We start from the raw sequence: 17,975 nt of genomic DNA on the forward strand, positions 1-17,975 counted from the left end.
CGCAAATTATTTTTTTCAAAAACTTAATGTACGTTTTAGGCATAGAAACTTCTTGTGACGAGACGGCAACTGCCATTTACCATGCCGAAAAAGGCTTGATCAGCCATACTTTATACAGCCAGATCGAAACTCACAGCGCCTACGGCGGGGTAGTACCGGAACTGGCCTCCCGCGATCACATCCGCAAGCTGGTTCCACTAATTAAACAGACTATCCAAGACGGCAAGCTCACTCCGCATGATATAAACGGCATAGCTTATACTGCCGGACCAGGATTGATGGGAGCGCTATTAGTAGGAGCGGCCACTGCCCGCAGCCTGGCATGGACCTGGGGCATTCCAGTCATCGGCGTACACCATATGGAGGGCCATTTACTGGCTCCCATGCTGGAAGACAATCCGCCTCAATTTCCCTTTGTAGCCTTGTTAATTTCTGGCGGCCATAGCCTGTTAATCGCCGTAACCGGCATCGGGGCTTATCAGTTACTGGGTGAATCACTGGACGACGCCGCCGGCGAAGCCTTTGACAAGACGGCTAAAATGTTGGGCCTGCCCTACCCAGGCGGCCCCAAACTCGCAAAACTTGCCGAACAAGGCCAAGAACGCTTTAAGTTTCCACGCCCTATGACTGACCGGCCTGGTCTGGACTTTAGTTTTAGCGGCCTGAAGACCTATACCTTGAACACCATTAACAGTACCGAGCAAACCCCGCAAGACAAAGCGGATGTGGCTTACGCCTTTCAAAAAGCCATGGCGGAAACCTTGACGATTAAATGCAGGCGCGCCTTGGAACAAACTGGCTTAAACACCTTGGTTATTGCCGGCGGCGTTAGCGCCAACCAAGAGATACGCAGGCATTTACTGGATATGGCTCAAGCACAAGGCACCCGGATTTATTTTCCGCGCCCGGAATTCTGTACCGACAATGGGGCAATGATTGCCTATGCAGGCTGCCAGCGGCTAAGGGCTGGACAAACCCAAAATCTGGAGATTTTTGCCAGACCACGCTGGCCTATGGCGGAATTAACTGTAACTTCACACTAAATCCGTCCATGCCCGGTAATGCTTAAGCACCGGGCAAACCGGGAACGGCTTACATATCTCACAGATAACAATCAGCAGTTTTGAGCAAATTAAAACACTTGACCAAACGGTAAGTATGAACCGGTTGTACGCCTAGAACCACGCCCCAATCGATCATGTATTTTGCAATCACAAAGCGAATTTTATCAGTTTTTTTGGTTAGCATAGACACCGCCTATAGTTATAATTATTTAGTGATTTATGATTGACTGTCCATCCAAACCCTGGCGAGGCCGGCCAAACCCAATATTGCGGACAGGAACAGCAAATTGCTCAGTACAGTATCCGCAGAATTATTGTTTAGCATTTTTTACCATTACAAAATCCTTTAATATTGATAGCTTATCGGCCAAAATGCGGCACGAATTTTGGCCGATAAGCTCAGCAAGCCAGACTATCAGAAAACTGGTACAAATTATAACCATAATTTATTCGAGGTTTTTTCGATTCCATCACATTTTACGTTAAAAAACGGCGAAACCGTATCAAGGTACATTTGACTCATTTGTCACTATTCATATTTAAGTCTGCTGCCTACCCAGGCGTCTGTTGTCAGATACTACAAACAAAAAACATCTGATCAACCAGCTTGATTGATATCGGCTGCGTGAAAGCAATTAAATATATTTGAGTTTTTAGGACTCCTGCCCAGACAACAATCGCTGGATATTGCTTTTGTGTCGCCATAGCAGAATGAGGGAAATCAAGCTAAAAGTAATGGTGAGATTGAGATCCGAGACGATTAGCCAGACATATAGCGGTGTTAATGTAGCCGCCACCAGTGCCGACAAGGAAGAGATTTTGCTGATTTTATAAACCAAAAACCAGGTACCGGAAACCACTAACCCCAACAGCCAGTTAACTCCCAGAGTAACGCCAAAACTGGTGGCGACACCTTTGCCGCCTTTAAACTGAAAAAAGATCGGGTACAAATGGCCGAGAAATGCGGCAAACACTACACTGGACAACACCAGACTATCCACCCCCAATTCCTTAGCTATCAATACAGGCAGCAAACCTTTGACAGCATCGCCAAATAAAGTAATGGCGGCCGCTTTTTTACCGCCGATCCGCATGACATTGGTTGCCCCTGGATTACCGGATCCATTAGTCCTGGGATCAGCCAACCCCATTAGTTTACAGACGATAATTGCGCTAGACACCGAACCGGTCAGATAAGCCAAGGGCGTCAACAACCACTCTATCATTTAAAATCCTCTCTTAATATGCAAAACTTGAACAGCCGGGTGTTTTACCCGATACTGGGTTTTTTAAATATCATAACCGGAAAGCAACAATGGATATTATCTTTTTAGGTGGGCTGGAAATCGATACCATCATCGGCATTTACGATTGGGAACGCACTATCAAACAAAAAATTGTGCTGGACATTGAAATGGCTTTTGACATTCAAAAAGCCGCCGCCAGTGACGATATCGCCTATGCTCTGGATTACAAAAAGGTTTCTGATCGGGTAGTCGATTTTGTCGAGCACAGCCAATATTTTCTGGTGGAAAAACTGATAGAAGAAGTCGCCCAACTGCTGTTAACGGAGTTTGCGATTCCGTGGGTAAAAATCATCTTGAATAAAAAAGGTGCCATCAGCCGGGCTCAGGATGTGGGTATCATCATTGAACGTGGACAAAAATCATGACCGTGGGCTATATCAGTGTCGGCAGCAATATTGACAAGGATATCAATATCCCTTCCAGCTTACGCAGCCTGCGCCTATTGTTTGGCGACATTATTATTTCCAGCATTTACGAAACAGCGGCCGTAGGATTTGTGGGAGACACTTTTTACAACTTGATAGTCCGATTTGTTTCGGAACTCAGTGCAAAGCAGGTTGCTAAAGCTTTACGCGAAATAGAACTGACGCATGGCCGCAATCGGGAAGCAGCCAAATTTTCATCCCGGACACTAGATTTGGATCTAATATTGTATGGTGAACAGGTAATACGTGATGGTCGTTTAAGCATTCCCAGAGACGAAATAGAACGCTATGCCTTTGTGCTAGAACCTTTGGCGGAGATTGCCGGTAATGAGCTGCATCCCATCAGTAAAAAATCTTTTGCCGAGTTGTGGCAAAATTTCGACCAAACCGATCTGCAACAGCGCCGGGTGCAGCCACCTTGGCCGTCAAATGAATAGACGCCGCCCGCCGTCTACTGTTAGGGTATGCCCAGTAATATAATCAGCCTCAGCAATTAAAAAACTCACGGCTTGGGCAATATCTAGAGCTTGGCCGATATGCTGCAAAGCCACACGGTCAATTATCTGCTGCTTTTGCAGGACTTCTAACTCCTGTTCCGGCCACAACATCGCGCCGGGAGCAACCGCATTAACCCGTACCGCCGGCGCCAGTTCCTTGGCCAGACATTGGGTCATTGCCACCAATCCTGCTTTAGTAATGCTGTATACCGGATATCCGGGTAAACTGCGCTCGGCATAAATATCGACAATATTGATGATACAACCCCGACGTTCGGTTAAAACCGGCGCCAAGGCCTGCGCCAAAAAAAACGGCGCTTTGAGATTGCTATTGATCAACAGATCCCAATCCGACTCACCAACCTGACCAACCGCTCCAGGAAAAAACTGTGCGGCATTATTGACCAATACATCCACACCTTGCCAACTAGCTTGAGCTATATCAACCAGATTCTGCAATTCCGACAGCTTGGTCAAATCAGCCTTAACCGCTATTGCGGAATCGGCTCGCAGGGCATTGAGTTCGCGGCATAGCTGTAAAGCCGGTGCAATAGAACAGTGATAATGCACGATGATATTACAACCACGCTCATGCAGTAAACGGGCGCAAGCCGCACCAATACGCCGCGCTGCGCCCGTTATCAGTACATTTTTCCGCACTTCAGCCGCCGGTGCTTATGGATTAGCCGCTAAACTCGCCAGCAATTTTTTTCTGATAAAAAAACAAGCCAACACGGAGCAGGCTACGGGTGATTGCGTCAACAGAAACTCAACGACAGAATGTTTTGGCACCATATCCGCCAATGGTACAACTATCAGCATTTTCGACAGCCACCAAGTTAACCAGTAACCGATCAAGCCAATAATAGACCAGTTTAATAATGGCCCGCCGTGATTTTTAGCCGTTAAGTAAAACCATATCAACGTCAAGATACCAAATAATTTAGCCAAAAATAACATAATCCCCTCCCAATTCTATTGTTATTTATGCGGCAAGTATGGGCCGCCTTGGCAATGTAATCAAAAAACACTCAAATATCAACAAGGTATTAGCCGCCAAAATAACAATAAAACTAAGATTATGCTGCTACCGTCCGTCCAGTCAACCGATACAGCTTATAATCGGTAAGCTCTGCAACCCGATCCGGCTCGGTCGGATCTGACTCCAAGATGCTTTCGCTGTATGCCAGCTCTATTTCAAAATCATTGGCATAGAGGACGGCTATTTCGGCGGCAATACTGGAAACATCAGCAAAACTAATTACTTCTTCGTGATCTTCTGCAGTCAGCAGAAAAACCTTCACCTGCTCAGGTACAATCAAACGTAACTGAGCAACATAAAGGCTACGGATATCTTCCGGCAAAGCAGTCAGAGCTGCCCGGTCATAAATCAAATCAACCTGACCCAAATCAATCTTGGTCAAAGCAAAATAATCTCCACATAAGATAGTAATGCGCTCATATTTCCATACTATAAATTTTCCGATGCGGCGGCGCTCAGGTTTTAAGCGATTTTCCCGAAAAAAAGCTTTAACGGCAATCGGACTCAATTCCACACCGATAACCTCATAGCCTTGGTTGGCCAGCCACAACATATCCAGACTTTTTCCGCACAAGGGTACAAATACCCGACTGCCGGGAGCGCTATCAAATGCCGGCCAGAATCGGGTTAACAAGGTATTAACTTTATTTTGATGAAAATCGTTACGCCGATCCCGCCAAAACTGTAACCACAAGGGGTTATCCCGGCCACTCACGCGATGACCTGCTCGGCATTATTGCGGTTAAAAGTCAAAAAACAACCTTTATAGACATCACCGTTTTCAGTAAGACTATTGGCGCGCCGACTGGAATAGCCAAAACCCAAATCCGTCATTTCCCGACAAAATGCCACTCGATTGCCTCGATCAGGATCAACAATAATCACCTGCACAGCCGTTGCGGAATGCCGATGAATAAAATTAGCCAATTGTTCCGGCTGCTGGCGTTCATAAAGCACATCGCTGCCTATAATCACGTCAAAATGGCCCAAAGCCGGATTTTCTCTGTCCCAGCTACCGGTTTTATACTTGATGGGACCAAGCTTATTCAGCAATACATTCTGCTGCAAAAAATTTTCACTGAGAGGGTGCCAGTCACTGACCGTAATATCAGCACTACGGTGATGAGCAACCAGACTGGGTAGGGCCAGACCGGCGCCAATTTCCAGGATGCGTTTGCCGATCAGATCGTAACTATCCATGAATAAGGCCAGTACTCGTGCCGAGGGCCATAATTGCCCAAACAACGGCCAACCGGCGGGAGGGACTCCGGCCTGAGTTGCCAGACCGGCAGCATCGGCATATTGCTGGAGATCCAGCAAAGAAGATATCTGGTAGCTATTGCCGCCAACTGTTACAGTTTGCAGCCTCAGCTGATAGGTAGTCATAAACGGTATTTCTCGTTAACTGCGGTTGTGAATCAGGAAAAGTTTCTGATCGAACTGGCACAACGCTTCGCGAGAAGAGGGATGCGGCCGACAAGGCGCTTGCGGATAGCTGGGCTACTGGACTATAGGCTATCAATACAGAGTAACATTGCCACCCCCTACTTTGCTAATAAAATTGCCCGGTACGGCAAGTAATCGGAACTAACGCTGTTTTTCAAGTTTGGTTTGGCAGGATAAACAATATTGACAGGGAATGGCTTTGCGACGAGCCTCGGGAATAGGCTCACCACATTCTTCGCAATGCGTGGCAGATACGCCGTTATAAATTGTTTTACGGGCTTCCGCAACGAATAGCTCGGTCATTTTATCCATTCTTTCCACAATGGCATCAGTGCCGCCCGCCCATGCTGTTGACATAATTAGCTCCTGATCAATTCGGAATACAGCATCCAGATTGTGCTGCTTAGACGGGCATATTATACACCCGCCAAACAACACAGCCATCCTTGGCCATGGCCTAAATTGCCGACGACTTAATGGCCTTTAAAGTTGGCAATTTCGGCTTGCAATTTTTGCTGTTGCTCACTGGTCAGCAACTTGTAAATTGTGTTATCCAATTCAGCTTTTTGCAGGACTTTTTCCTGATGGCTGACAGTGGCTTTTTCGATCAGAGCCTTGGCTTTTTCTGTACTGTATTCATTGGAAAAGCTGAGTTTATGTAACTCCTGGATAGCCGACTTATCCTGGCCGAATTTTGCTGCAAATTCAGCTTTGCGACTCTCGAGCAAGTTTTTAATCTCAGTTTTTTGCGCGGAGCTTAAGTCTATTTTTTCCAAATACGGCGGCAGCTGGTCACCAAAACCACCATGACCATGATGACCTGGCGGATGATCCGGAAATTGTCCACAATTGACATCAACCGGATTGGCCAGTGCAGCCAGCGGCGCCAAACTTAATATCAACATTATCTTACGCATGATTTTTCCTTGTATCTATTGAGAATTTAATCTAACCATCAGACGAAACCTGAAATATTTCGTCAGGTTCAGTATCGCCTTAAGCCATGTAAAGTGCTGTTATGCAAATGTAAATTTTGGTAAATGTCTTTCAGAACGACTGGCATTGCTGTGCCTGGGCAGCTATGATGGCTATAACCCATTGCACAGGTGTAGGCGTGAGTAAAATTTTAATTATTGATGATGATGTCGATCTGACCGACTTATTTCAGGACTATTTACAACAAGAAGGTTTTAGTGTGACGGTTGCCCATACTGGTAGCAACGGACTGAATTTGGCCCTGTCCGGCCAGTTTGATCTGCTGATACTGGACATTATGCTGCCGGATATTAAAGGCACAGAAATATTGACTCAACTGCGTCGCGACAGCCGTTTACCAATTTTAATGTTCAGTGCCCGTGGTGACGATATCGACCGCATTATCGGCCTGGAATCCGGTGCGGATGATTATGTGCCCAAACCCTGCACACCCAGAGAACTAGTGGCCAGAATCCGGGCAATTTTACGGCGTAGCGAAACTATGACACCAGATGAGCGGCCAGAACCCTTAAGTACCGGTCATTTACAAATATGGTCGCACAAACGCAGGGCCAGTTGGCTAGGACAACCGTTGGAACTGACCAGTACTGAGTTTAACCTGTTGGAAACCCTGGCGCTTCACGCCGGACAAATTGTCAGCAAAACCGAACTTTCTGAAAAAGCATTGGGCCGCCCGCTAGCCCGGTTCGATCGCAGCATAGACGTACACATGAGCAGCATCAGGCAAAAATTAGGCCATCAAATCGACGGCAGTTCTTATATCCAAACCGTACGCGGCCAGGGTTATCAATTGATAAAGGATGAGTGATGGGGCGTTTATTCTGGAAATTTTTCTTTGCCTTCTGGCTGGCAGTATTGACAGCGGGTATTGGTGTCGGCACGGCGGTGTGGGTAAGACATAACAGCAACTTATTAAGCTCAGCAAACGAACAGGACATCATAGACAGCCATGCCTCGGCTTTTGTGAACGCTGCTGCCGGCATTTTGACACACGGCGGAGTCAGCGGTTTGCGTAGTTTTCTGGATAGTGTGCAGGAAGGGCCGTTCCCTGCGGTCTATGCCGTGAACGATGCCGACCAGGAAATTCTGGAACGCAGCCTTAGTGACTCGCAATTACAACAAATACGCAATCTATATTTGCAGCAGACGGCTAGCCCAGCCTTACGCATGGTTTCAGCTGATGATGGCCATCGTTACCTGTTGTTTGCTCCCTGGACAGCCCACGGCTTGCGTGGCAACCGGCATCAACCACCACCTGATGAGCTGGGTGGAGAGCCACCACCAGACATACCACGCCACCCCCGGCCTGGCCGACGGCCACCTCCGTGGTTGGCGATTAGTGCCGGCACACTGGCCAGCTTAATGTTCAGCGCCTTGCTGGCCTGGTATTTCGCCAAACCGATCCGCAAGCTGCGTAGTGCCTTTGCTGCCTTGGCCGGCGGTGCGCTCGATACCCGAATCGGTATGGCCATGGGCAGACGTAGTGATGAATTGACCGAACTGGGCCGCGACTTCGATCATATGGCACAGCAAATCTGCGCCCTGGTCAGTGCTCAGCGACATCTGCTTCATGATGTGTCTCATGAATTACGATCACCTTTAGCTCGCATTCAGGCCGCAATCGGCCTTGCCCAGCAGCAACCGGAAAAACTTGCCGCCAGTATGGAACGCATAGAACGTGAAACTCAACGTATGAACCAGCTGGTTGGCGAATTGCTAATGTTGTCGCGCCTGGAAGCTGGAGTCGATGCCGAAAAAATAAGCCATATTGATATAGGCGACCTGCTGGCCGATATCATTGCCGATGTGCAATTTGAGGCAGAGCCGCTGCAAGTGGGTATCAATTATAAGGGCCCCAACCATATCAGCGGTCAATGCCGAAGCGAATTGCTGCATCGCGCCATAGAAAATGTGTTACGCAACGCCGTTCAGCATTGCCAAGCCGGTGGTCAGGTGCAGACAACGGTTCATTTTGATGCCCGTCAGCGCCGATTGCGGATCGGAATTGATGATGATGGCCCCGGTGTGCCGGAACAGCATCTAGCAGCCATTTTTCAGCCGTTTTTTCGCAGCACTCCACGCGACAAAAATGGCGCCGGCTTGGGCTTGGCCATCGCCTACCGGGCCATTGCCGCCCAAGGCGGTGACATTCAAGCCCGGAATCGGCGCGGCGGTGGTTTACGGGTAATCATAGAGCTGCCATTACCGGCTTAAACGCACCAAAACATAACCGCAGCATTTTTGCGTGATATTTCAAGCACTCACAATTTGTACAGCAGTGCTAAAATAGCTGGACATTAAGCTTTAATTTATCCAGATATGAAACAGGTTGAACTTCTTTCTCCAGCCGGCACCATCCGCAATATGCGTTACGCCTTTGCCTTCGGCGCTGATGCCGTGTATGCCGGACAGCCCCGCTACAGCTTGCGGGTGCGTAATAACGACTTTTTGGCAGACAATCTTGCCAAAGGCATAGCCGAAGCCCATCAACTGGGCAAAAAATTTTTTCTGGCCGCCAATGTCATTCCGCATAATGCCAAAGTCAAAACCTTTATCAAGGATATGCAGCCAATAATTGCCATGGGGCCGGATGCGCTAATCATGGCCGATCCGGGTTTAATCATGCTGACCCGTGAACAATGGCCGGATATGCCTATACATTTGTCCGTGCAGGCCAACACCGTCAATTACGCCAGTGTCAAATTCTGGCAAAGCATGGGCGTAGAACGTATTATTTTATCCCGCGAATTGTCTCTGGATGAGATTGCCGAAATTCGCCAGCAATGCCCGGACATAGAATTGGAAGTGTTTGTACACGGCGCCTTGTGTATAGCCTATTCTGGACGTTGTCTGTTGTCCGGTTATTTTAATCACCGCGACCCTAACCAGGGTACCTGCACCAATTCGTGCCGCTGGAAATACGATACCGTTCCGGCCCAAGAAAATGCCGAAGGCGATTATATTCTGGCCAATAATTCGGTGTTATCAATGGCCGACATCAATCAAAGCTTTGATTCCACTGCCAGTTGCGGCGGTGCTCAACGCCACCCGCTGGCCGACAACATTTATTTTCTGGAAGAAGAAGGCCGTAAAGGCGAATATCTACCGGTAATGGAAGATGAGAACGGCACTTACATCATGAACTCCAAAGACTTACGCGCCGTTGAACATGTACAGCGCCTGGTGGAAATCGGCATAGACAGTCTGAAAATAGAAGGCCGCACCAAATCGCATTTTTATGTGGCGCGCACCGCCCAGACTTATCGGCAGGCCATAGATGATGCCCTGGCCGGACGACCATTTCAGCCGGAATTGCTGGGTATCCTGGATAATCTGGCCAATCGTGGTTATACCGATGGTTTTTATCAACGCCATCATACCCAGGATCATCAAAATTACATGTCCGGCTATTCCAAAAGTCATCAGCAACAGTTTTGCGGCGAAATCACCCATTACCACACCGATAGTGGTTATGCCGACATCAGTGTCAAAAACAAATTTGCCGTGGGTGACCGGCTGGAACTGATTTTACCAGGCGGCAATCAAGATATCGTGGTGGATACAATGCGGGATAAATACGGTAATGACATGCAGGAAGCTTTAGGCGGCGGTTATGAGGTGCAAATCAAATTGCCCAACCCCGACTGCCGTTACGGTTTACTGGCGCGTTATTATTAGGATATCGGCATGACATTTCAAACTGCGGAACTTTGCGACCAGTTTTCCGACCGGGAAAACTTTCAGATTGCCGAACCGATTTTTAAACAATACGGCCAAAAGCGGCATTTCAGTGGGCTGATTTCCACCCTGAAAGTGTTTGAAGATTACGCGTTGATTCAAAGCACCTTAGAACAGAAGGTCAACGACCGAGTGCTGGTCATTGATGGCGGCGGCTCACGGCGCTGTGCACTGTTCGGTGCCACGCTAGCTGAACTGGCAGTGGCAAACGGCTGGCAAGGTGTGCTCATATACGGCTGCATTCGTGGTGCCGAGCAAATTGATCAACTGCCGATTGGGGTAATAGCCCTGAACACCCACCCCTTGCGCAGCCACAAACATGCCCCGGGCGAAACCGATATATTGATTACCTTTGCCGGGGTCAATTTTAAGAAAAATCATTATTTATATGCCGATTGTGACGGAATTATCGTCGCCGAGACAAAATTGGATTAAAATCGCATTTCCCAATACCCTAGTAAAAGAGTCAAGATTATGCAAATAGTACTCGCTAACCCTCGTGGATTCTGTGCCGGTGTCGACCGGGCCATTGAAATTGTCGATCAAGCAATCGATACCTTTGGTGCACCGATTTATGTTCGGCATGAAGTGGTGCACAATCGTACCGTGGTTGACGGTCTGAAACAAAAAGGCGCAGTGTTTATCGAAGACCTAAGTGATGTACCGGTTGGTTCTTATCTTATTTTCAGCGCCCACGGTGTCTCCAAGCAGGTACAAAAAGAAGCCGAAGAACGTAATCTGACGGTTTTTGATGCCACTTGCCCATTGGTAACCAAAGTACACATGCAGGTTGCCAAACACGCCAAACAGGATAGAGAAGTGATTCTGATTGGCCACGCCGGTCACCCAGAAGTGGAAGGCACCATGGGCCAGTATGAGAAATGTACCGAAAATGGTGATATTTATCTGGTGGAAACTCCGGAAGATGTGCAAAACCTGAAAGTCAATAATCCGGAGAATCTGGCCTATGTGACCCAGACCACTTTATCCATGACTGACACCAAAATCATGGTGGATGCCTTACGCGCACAATTTCCGTCCATCAAGGAACAAAAGAAAGACGATATTTGCTATGCCACCCAAAATCGCCAGGATGCCGTACATGATCTGGCCGGCATTGCCGATCTGATACTGGTGGTGGGTTCACCTAACAGTTCCAACTCCAACCGCTTGCGGGAGATTGCCGAGCAACTGGGCAAATCGGCTTATCTGATCGACACCTATAAAGATTTGCAGCAGCACTGGTTTGACAACATCGGCACCGTTGGCGTCACCGCCGGCGCTTCGGCTCCGGAAGTGCTGGTGCAGGAAGTGATCAACCGTCTGATCGAATGGGGTGGAGAACAAACTTCGGTACGGGAAAATACCGGTATTGAAGAAAAAGTGGTGTTTTCGATTCCCAAGGAATTGAAAAGACATATGGAGGCTTGAGCCACTTTTTAGCGATGCGGCTTTTTGGTGGCACTAGCGTAGCAGTATTGCGGCCGCATGTTGATCTGGTGCATTACGCTAAAGGTAATGCACCGAACGCCCCTATCAATCAGAGAAAAACAATATGTGCAAAACTATCAAACTTCATGAAAATTGGGTAGCTCGTGCCCTCCAGATCAACAATAATCAAGACGCTGACCTTACTATATTTAAAAGATTGCAATAGTAAACAACCTTAACACTACTCTTCAAGCTAGAGCTCATATCGATTTTTCATCGGATCGAAAGTACAGCCCATAGGGAAATCGCCTTAGCTTTACTCTATGCACATCGGCCAGCATAAGGGAGGAAACGCAACGGGTATTCAGCTATACGCTCAAGCTGGAATTCAATCTCCGCTCTAAATTCCGCACCTAACCCCGTCTTTTCTTTCTCCTACCAGGTTCTGAGCTTCAATAATCTCAAGCCTGGCAGCGGGCATGAAGATAATACTTTTTATCACTGGGCGGCGCGTTCGATCAATTCGGCCTTTAATTCTTCCCAGCTTACAGCGTGGGCACTATCTCTATTGAACGTTGCGATGCGGCGCTGGAGTTCCTGAAACTGCGGCATCGGCAAAGGCGTTTCAGCTTCATTTAAACTATCCCAAAGCTCACTTATCAGGGCGAGGCGCTCCGGTGCGGTGGCGGGCGATGTCATCGTGAGTAAGCATGCTGATTGCAACGCCTATAAGATTTTATCTTTTGAATTTTGCAAGTATTTTGCTCGAATAATATCAAGGTCACATAGTAGTCGGCCAATCTTATTTTGACGGCTAGCTTGATTGGCTGCCGGGGTGTCCTGGCAGCCAATGGGTAAAGTTCATCCCTCAATATAACATTGGTGTATCAATAGTTTAACTACAAACTAACAACTACCGCAAATCTGCCAATATTTTATCCCTGACCAACTGGCCGGACAAGGTCACCATCGGCATACCGCCGCCGGGATTGACACTGCCGCCGACAAAATACAGATTGCTGAATTTGCTACTGCGTTGCGGAGCCTTGAAACCAAGGTTTTTATAACGATCAGCCACTACACCGTAAATAGAGCCTTGATTGGAATAATAACGGGCCTGAATGTCATGAGGTGTCCAGTATTCTTCGGTGACGATATGTTTGCGCAGATCGGTTAAACCCATACGCTCCAGCTTGTCCAGCACCCGGTCACGAAAGGCCAGATAATCTGCCGGGCTGAGCGGTTGATCTGGATTAAGATGAGGAATATGCGGTAACACTTTAATAATTTCGCAATCCGGCGGGGCCTGGGTAGGATCAGTTTTGACCGGCGCCACCAGATAAATGGTCGGATCATCAGACAATCGACCACTGTGAAACACAGCATCAAAATGTTGTTTGGGTTGATCGGAATAAAAAAAGTTGTGATGCGCCAGTTGCGGATATAAGCGGTTCACGCCCAGATGCAACACCAGCCCGGAACAACTAGGGGCAAAGCGTTGCAGTTTTTTCAATTCGGCAGGAGTGGCCTGTAGTAACTCGCGCATAGCGGGTAAGACTTCCATATTGGACACCACGATATCCGCTGCCAGGTGTTGACCGTCCACAAGTCGAACGCCAGTGGCTCGGCCTGCGGCTGATTCAATCGCGGTGACTTCCGCATTCAGGCGTATCTGCACACCCAACTCCAACGCCAGTTTTTCCATCGCCTGGGCCATTCCGTACATACCGCCTTTGACATACCATAAACCATATTCAAACTGAATATACGGCAACAGATTCATCAAAGCTGGGGCGTCATAAGGCGAAGACCCCACATATTTGATGAAATAATCCAATATTTCCACCAGTTTGGGGTTGGAAATAAACCGGCGCACGCCTTGATCCATACTGCGGAATACATCGAAACTGCGTAGACTGCGCAAGGGACCATAGAACCGCAACAGCTCCCAGATACTGTCCAGGCCTTGGGCAAAATAACCGACTTCGGTTTCTTGGCCTTGATGTTTGGCATAAGCCATAAACCGCTCAAATTCGCCGACAGCTTCCGGCCCCAGTTTAAGCAGTTCCTGGCGCATGACTTCGGCATCGCCGCTTAAATCCAGGGTAGTACCGTCTTCAAAAAAATTCCGCCAGTGTGGTTCTACCTGCTGAATGCTGACGTAATCGTCCATATTACGCCCAGCACGGGTGAACAATTCTCTGAAGATATGCGGCATGGTCAGAATGGATGGTCCCAAATCGAAAGTAAAACCGTCTTTTTCCAGAATATTCAGTTTACCGCCGACTTTGTCGTTTTTTTCCAGCAGTTCTACCCTAAAACCCTCGGTCGCCAGAGAAATGGCGGCAGACAAACCACCCAACCCGCCGCCGACAATAACGATACGTTTATTTTGCTTATCACTCATGACTAATAATCCCGCTTCCAAGGCAACAATAATTTTAGATTCTGCCATGCTTGGACAATATTGATGGCCGAATATTCACGGAAAGCCAGTAAGACCCGCCAATTGCGACGGATACGCCGGTAAAGAGAGTCAGAGCCATAAACAAAATCCATAAAGCCCATTAACTGCCGATAGCTGCGTTCGGTATAGGGAAACCAGTTCGGCTCTCGGGCTATCCGGCTGCGACTGATAAGACCCGACACCGGATAGCTGAACTGGCGCAAGCCTTCCGCACCATGATAACGGCCAAAACCGCTGTTCTTGACACCGCCAAACGGCAGACGCGGATGACCGGCGTTTTTCAAAACATCGTTAATCACCCAATTACCTACCTGCAATTGTGCAGCAATGCGCTGGGCTTTGTGCAAATCCTGACTCCAGATACTGACGTTCAAACCAAACTCGCTATCATTAGCCAGATTAACCACCTCATTTTCTGTCTGAAAAGCCATTACCGGCAAAAAAGGCGCAAAACTTTCCTCACGCATAATAAGCATGTCATGGCTGACATCCCACAATACCACCGGTCTGATGAAATTGCCGTCGCCCAGCAAGGGCCCAGAGGCTTTGGCTCCTTTTGCCAGCGCATCCTGATAATGCGCTTCGATCACCGCAAATTGGGCAGGTGAGCTGATCGCACCCAAATCAGCCTGTGTGCCTTCCCCGACCTTAAGTTTGCTTACACCAGCCAGTAACATGGCCAGAAATTCGGCATAACAGGTCTGTTCGACATATAAACGCTCTGTGGAAATGCACACCTGCCCGCTGTTGCTGAACGCACCGTATAAAGCGGCATCACAGGCCCGTAGCAAATAAGCATCGGCAAACACCAACATGGCATCTTTGCCACCCATTTCCAGCAGTACCGGTAGCGGATGCGTCGCGGCACGCCGCATCACTTCGCGCCCAGTGGCCAAACTACCGGTAAAACAGACCAAATCCGGCCCGGCATCAATTAATTGGGCCCCACACTCACCGGCACCTACCGCCCACTGCACCAGCCCATTCGGCAAATCCAGGCGAGCCAACAAATCTATAATCAGCTGTCCTATCGGTAAGCTCAATTCGGACACTTTCAAAATCACCGCATTACCGGCAAACAATGCTGTCAGCAAGGGAACAAGCGATAACTGAAACGGAAAATTCCACGGCGAAATGACTGCTACCACGCCATAAGGCCGCCAGCTAAACCCAGCAGTCGCACCCGGATAAGCAAATGGCGAAGTAAACACCGGTTGATAACTTAAAATCTGCGCAGCGTGTTTTTCATAATAACGCAACAAATCCAGTACCGGAAAAATCTCACCCAATAAGGCTTCAGTTGCTACCTTGCCGGTAGTTTGCATAATAATAGTGCAAATTGCCTTACTTTCAGCCAGCAAAATCGGCCGCAAACCTGACAGTATTTTGGCCCGTTTCGCCACTGGATATTGCGTCCAAATCTGAGCGGCGCTGCGTGCGGCCAATAGTTGAAGCTGGATGGTCTGCTCCGTGCTGCCGACAAAACTGCCGAGCAGCTTGCCGTCAAGCGGCGAAACTGCCTGTATTTCTACCATGATTAGGCCTTATTGGTTTTCAGCCAAGTGCTTTTTTTGATGTCCTGAAACGACACCTGATATTTTTTACTGATTAAATTGGCAGACAATCGCGCTGACTCGTATATTGTCGGCAAACCACTGCCGGGATGAGTACCACCGCCAACCAGATAGCAGTTTTGTAATTCCTCAAAGCGGTTACGTGGTCGCCAATACAACATTTGACTGAATTTATGCGACAGGCTGAAGGTAGCACCTTTGTAGACGTTTTCCTCGCTTTCCCAGGTTTGCGGAGTAATAATTTTTTCGGTTTCGATATGCTCACGAATATCCTTCAAACCCAGACGTTCGCCAAGCGTATCCAATACTTGTTCGCGCACGCTGCTGCAATGTGTTTGCCAGTCCACACCACTATCGTTATTGGGCATAGGCACCAGCACATATAAAGCCGATTTTCCGGCAGGCGCCAAACCTGGGTCGCTTAGCGAAGCATTTTGCACATAAAACGAAAAATCCGCGCTCAACTGCTTATTATTGAAAATATTGCGGATATTGGTATGATAATCTTTAGCAAAGACAATGGTGTGATGCGGCAGATCGTAAAGCTTATCCAAGCCCAGATAAAGCATAAATGTAGAACAGGAGTATTCCAGTTTCTGCAGCCCTTGCTGATTGTATTTGCGTAACACACCCGGCTCTACCAGATGGCTCATGGCATAGGCAAAATCGGCATTCACGATCACTTCATCCGCTAAAACCTCGCTACCATCGGCAAGTTTGACACCTTTGACGGCACCATCCTGAATAACCAGAGATTGGACACTAGTGCTGGTATGGATGGTACCACCTTCTTCTGCAATCACCTTGGCCATTGCCGCAGCAATCCGGTTCAGGCCGCCGGCCACATGATAAATACCGTATTCATGCTCTAGATAAGGCAGCATGGTAAACAGCGCCGGACAATCCCAGGGTGACATGCCCAAATATTTGGACTGAAAACAAAATGCCAAGCGCATTTTCTCGGCATGAAAATATTGACCCAGATTGGCAAACACACTTTTAGGAAACGCCAACCAGGGCAAAGCCCGGATTAAATCCCAGGACAAAAACGCAGATAGTGCCGAGTAATCCCGAGTAATGCAGGCATACAAGCGGGTAAAGCGCTGCCGCTCTTTAACCATAAACCGCTCATAACCATCCCCCCCCTCAGAAAAAACCCGGTTTAGTTCGGCACGCATTCGCTCACGATCAGAGAATACCGACAACTCCTGATCGGCATACACTAGCCGGTACATGGGCGCCAAGGGCAAGAACTCCAGATAGTCTTCACTGCGTCTGCCACAGAGACTGAACATTTCATCCAGTACCCCCTTCATAAGTAAAAAAGTCGGCCCGGTATCAAAGCAAAAATCACCCAGCCGGATAGCCCGGTTCCGCCCGCCAACTTCGGCATGATTTTCAAAAATGCTGACCTTAAAACCGCGTCGGCTTAACAGCATACCCGCCCCTAAACCACCGGGTCCCGCGCCTATAATGATAATATGTTTGGTACTGGGCATGATAAGAGGATAATCTATTGATTTTAATGCTTTTATTATTTAATTACTTCCACTGTCGCTGACTTGAATATCCACTATAGACCAATCCACCAGCGACTTACCGAGCAAATCTGTCCAATGGCTACTAAGCTAGTGGTTGACCAACATTACTTTGACGGCAGCACCAGAGGATGTGCCGACTCTGAAGGCGCATCGTGCGCGAGTGATGCGCATCCTACCAATTATCCGTCAAAATAAGATTGGTCGACGACTGGAATTGTAAACACTAGGTGACAGACAATTCGTTTTGAATAATCCCACAAAACCGGCCAAACCGCAAAACAAGCATTGTTAAAGCCAAACAGCATAGCTTGTAACTCTAGCAAAGGAGATTCGGTGCGCGTCTGACTTCAGTCTAGCCCTGCCACTTTCTCTTCCACACCACGCCTAAACAAGGCTTTATATCGAATAATTATCAAAATATACCAATAATTTAATAAAAAAATGCTA

The 17,975-nt window shown here is 48.0% G+C and carries 18 protein-coding genes; 8 read left to right on the plus strand and 10 right to left on the minus strand.

The genetic code is table 11. The features are described from left to right. Nucleotides 1-26: 26 nt before the first annotated feature. On the plus strand, nt 27-1,043 hold the full coding sequence (gene tsaD, locus KEF85_RS14075) for a tRNA (adenosine(37)-N6)-threonylcarbamoyltransferase complex transferase subunit TsaD (RefSeq protein WP_215581639.1): 1,017 nt from the start codon (nt 27-29) through the stop codon (nt 1,041-1,043). A gap of 674 nt (nt 1,044-1,717) precedes the next feature. Here the strand turns inward: tsaD and plsY are convergent. After that, nucleotides 1,718-2,290, minus strand: a complete 573-nt coding sequence (gene plsY, locus KEF85_RS14080) for a glycerol-3-phosphate 1-O-acyltransferase PlsY (protein ID WP_215581641.1) — start codon at nt 2,288-2,290, stop codon at nt 1,718-1,720. 89 nt (nt 2,291-2,379) lie between these two features. On the opposite strand from plsY, the gene folB reads away from it, so the two are divergent. Continuing rightward, nucleotides 2,380-2,736 (plus strand): dihydroneopterin aldolase, encoded by a 357-nt coding sequence (gene folB / locus KEF85_RS14085; RefSeq protein ID WP_215581643.1) that lies wholly within the window; start codon nt 2,380-2,382, stop codon nt 2,734-2,736. Further along, nucleotides 2,733-3,233 carry a 2-amino-4-hydroxy-6-hydroxymethyldihydropteridine diphosphokinase gene (folK, locus tag KEF85_RS14090; RefSeq protein ID WP_215581645.1) on the plus strand — a complete coding sequence of 167 codons (501 nt, stop codon included), beginning with the start codon at nt 2,733-2,735 and terminating at the stop codon, nt 3,231-3,233. Before folB ends, folK begins: the two co-directional genes overlap by 4 nt. Here folK and KEF85_RS14095 read toward each other — a convergent pair. The 5 genes from KEF85_RS14095 to KEF85_RS14115 all read right to left on the minus strand — a co-directional run bounded on the left by KEF85_RS14095 (nt 3,222) and on the right by KEF85_RS14115 (nt 6,698). Further along, a complete protein-coding gene (locus tag KEF85_RS14095) occupies nt 3,222-3,953 on the minus strand; it encodes a pteridine reductase (protein WP_215581647.1) in 732 nt (243 codons plus the stop codon). The two genes, folK and KEF85_RS14095, sit on opposite strands and share 12 nt — an antisense overlap. 419 nt (nt 3,954-4,372) lie before the next feature. Further along, nucleotides 4,373-5,029 (minus strand): thiopurine S-methyltransferase, encoded by a 657-nt coding sequence (locus KEF85_RS14100; RefSeq protein ID WP_246534958.1) that lies wholly within the window; start codon nt 5,027-5,029, stop codon nt 4,373-4,375. Nucleotides 5,030-5,046: 17 nt separating this feature from the next. Further along, nucleotides 5,047-5,721 carry a class I SAM-dependent methyltransferase gene (locus tag KEF85_RS14105; RefSeq protein WP_215581651.1) on the minus strand — a complete coding sequence of 225 codons (675 nt, stop codon included), beginning with the start codon at nt 5,719-5,721 and terminating at the stop codon, nt 5,047-5,049. A gap of 201 nt (nt 5,722-5,922) precedes the next feature. Further along, nucleotides 5,923-6,138 (minus strand): TraR/DksA C4-type zinc finger protein, encoded by a 216-nt coding sequence (locus tag KEF85_RS14110; RefSeq protein WP_215581653.1) that lies wholly within the window; start codon nt 6,136-6,138, stop codon nt 5,923-5,925. A gap of 116 nt (nt 6,139-6,254) precedes the next feature. Then, nucleotides 6,255-6,698: a Spy/CpxP family protein refolding chaperone gene (locus KEF85_RS14115; protein ID WP_215581655.1), complete on the minus strand. Its 444-nt coding sequence runs from the start codon at nt 6,696-6,698 to the stop codon at nt 6,255-6,257. A gap of 197 nt (nt 6,699-6,895) precedes the next feature. On the opposite strand from KEF85_RS14115, the gene KEF85_RS14120 reads away from it, so the two are divergent. From KEF85_RS14120 to ispH, 5 genes are all read left to right on the plus strand, one after another. Beyond that, nucleotides 6,896-7,585, plus strand: coding sequence for a response regulator transcription factor (locus tag KEF85_RS14120; RefSeq protein ID WP_215581657.1), 690 nt, complete (start codon nt 6,896-6,898; stop codon nt 7,583-7,585). Next, nucleotides 7,585-8,991, plus strand: coding sequence for a sensor histidine kinase (locus tag KEF85_RS14125; RefSeq protein WP_215581659.1), 1,407 nt, complete (start codon nt 7,585-7,587; stop codon nt 8,989-8,991). The genes KEF85_RS14120 and KEF85_RS14125 overlap by 1 nt, the downstream gene beginning before the upstream one ends. Nucleotides 8,992-9,096: 105 nt before the next feature. Further along, complete coding sequence (gene trhP, locus KEF85_RS14130; protein WP_215581661.1) at nt 9,097-10,455, plus strand: prephenate-dependent tRNA uridine(34) hydroxylase TrhP; 1,359 nt, start codon at nt 9,097-9,099, stop codon at nt 10,453-10,455. 9 nt (nt 10,456-10,464) lie between these two features. Next, a complete protein-coding gene (rraA, locus tag KEF85_RS14135) occupies nt 10,465-10,950 on the plus strand; it encodes a ribonuclease E activity regulator RraA (protein ID WP_215581663.1) in 486 nt (161 codons plus the stop codon). A 39-nt stretch (nt 10,951-10,989) separates the two neighbouring features. Continuing rightward, nucleotides 10,990-11,946 (plus strand): 4-hydroxy-3-methylbut-2-enyl diphosphate reductase, encoded by a 957-nt coding sequence (gene ispH / locus KEF85_RS14140; RefSeq protein ID WP_215581665.1) that lies wholly within the window; start codon nt 10,990-10,992, stop codon nt 11,944-11,946. Between the two features lie 498 nt (nt 11,947-12,444). Here the strand turns inward: ispH and KEF85_RS14145 are convergent, their stop codons facing one another. The 4 genes from KEF85_RS14145 to KEF85_RS14160 form a co-directional block, all read right to left on the minus strand. After that, nucleotides 12,445-12,645, minus strand: coding sequence for an addiction module protein (locus KEF85_RS14145; protein WP_215581667.1), 201 nt, complete (start codon nt 12,643-12,645; stop codon nt 12,445-12,447). Between the two features lie 214 nt (nt 12,646-12,859). Continuing rightward, a complete protein-coding gene (locus KEF85_RS14150; protein WP_246534959.1) occupies nt 12,860-14,353 on the minus strand; it encodes a phytoene desaturase family protein in 1,494 nt (497 codons plus the stop codon). A gap of 2 nt (nt 14,354-14,355) precedes the next feature. Then, nucleotides 14,356-15,948: an aldehyde dehydrogenase family protein gene (locus KEF85_RS14155; protein ID WP_215581671.1), complete on the minus strand. Its 1,593-nt coding sequence runs from the start codon at nt 15,946-15,948 to the stop codon at nt 14,356-14,358. Nucleotides 15,949-15,950: 2 nt separating this feature from the next. Next, the gene (locus KEF85_RS14160; protein WP_215581673.1) at nt 15,951-17,486 is read right to left on the minus strand and encodes a phytoene desaturase family protein; all 1,536 of its coding nucleotides are present in this window, start codon (nt 17,484-17,486) and stop codon (nt 15,951-15,953) included. Between the last annotated feature and the right edge of the window lie 489 nt (nt 17,487-17,975).

The sequence above is a fragment of the Methylomonas paludis genome, from assembly GCF_018734325.1.
GTDB classification, from domain to species: Bacteria; Pseudomonadota; Gammaproteobacteria; order Methylococcales; family Methylomonadaceae; genus Methylomonas; species Methylomonas paludis.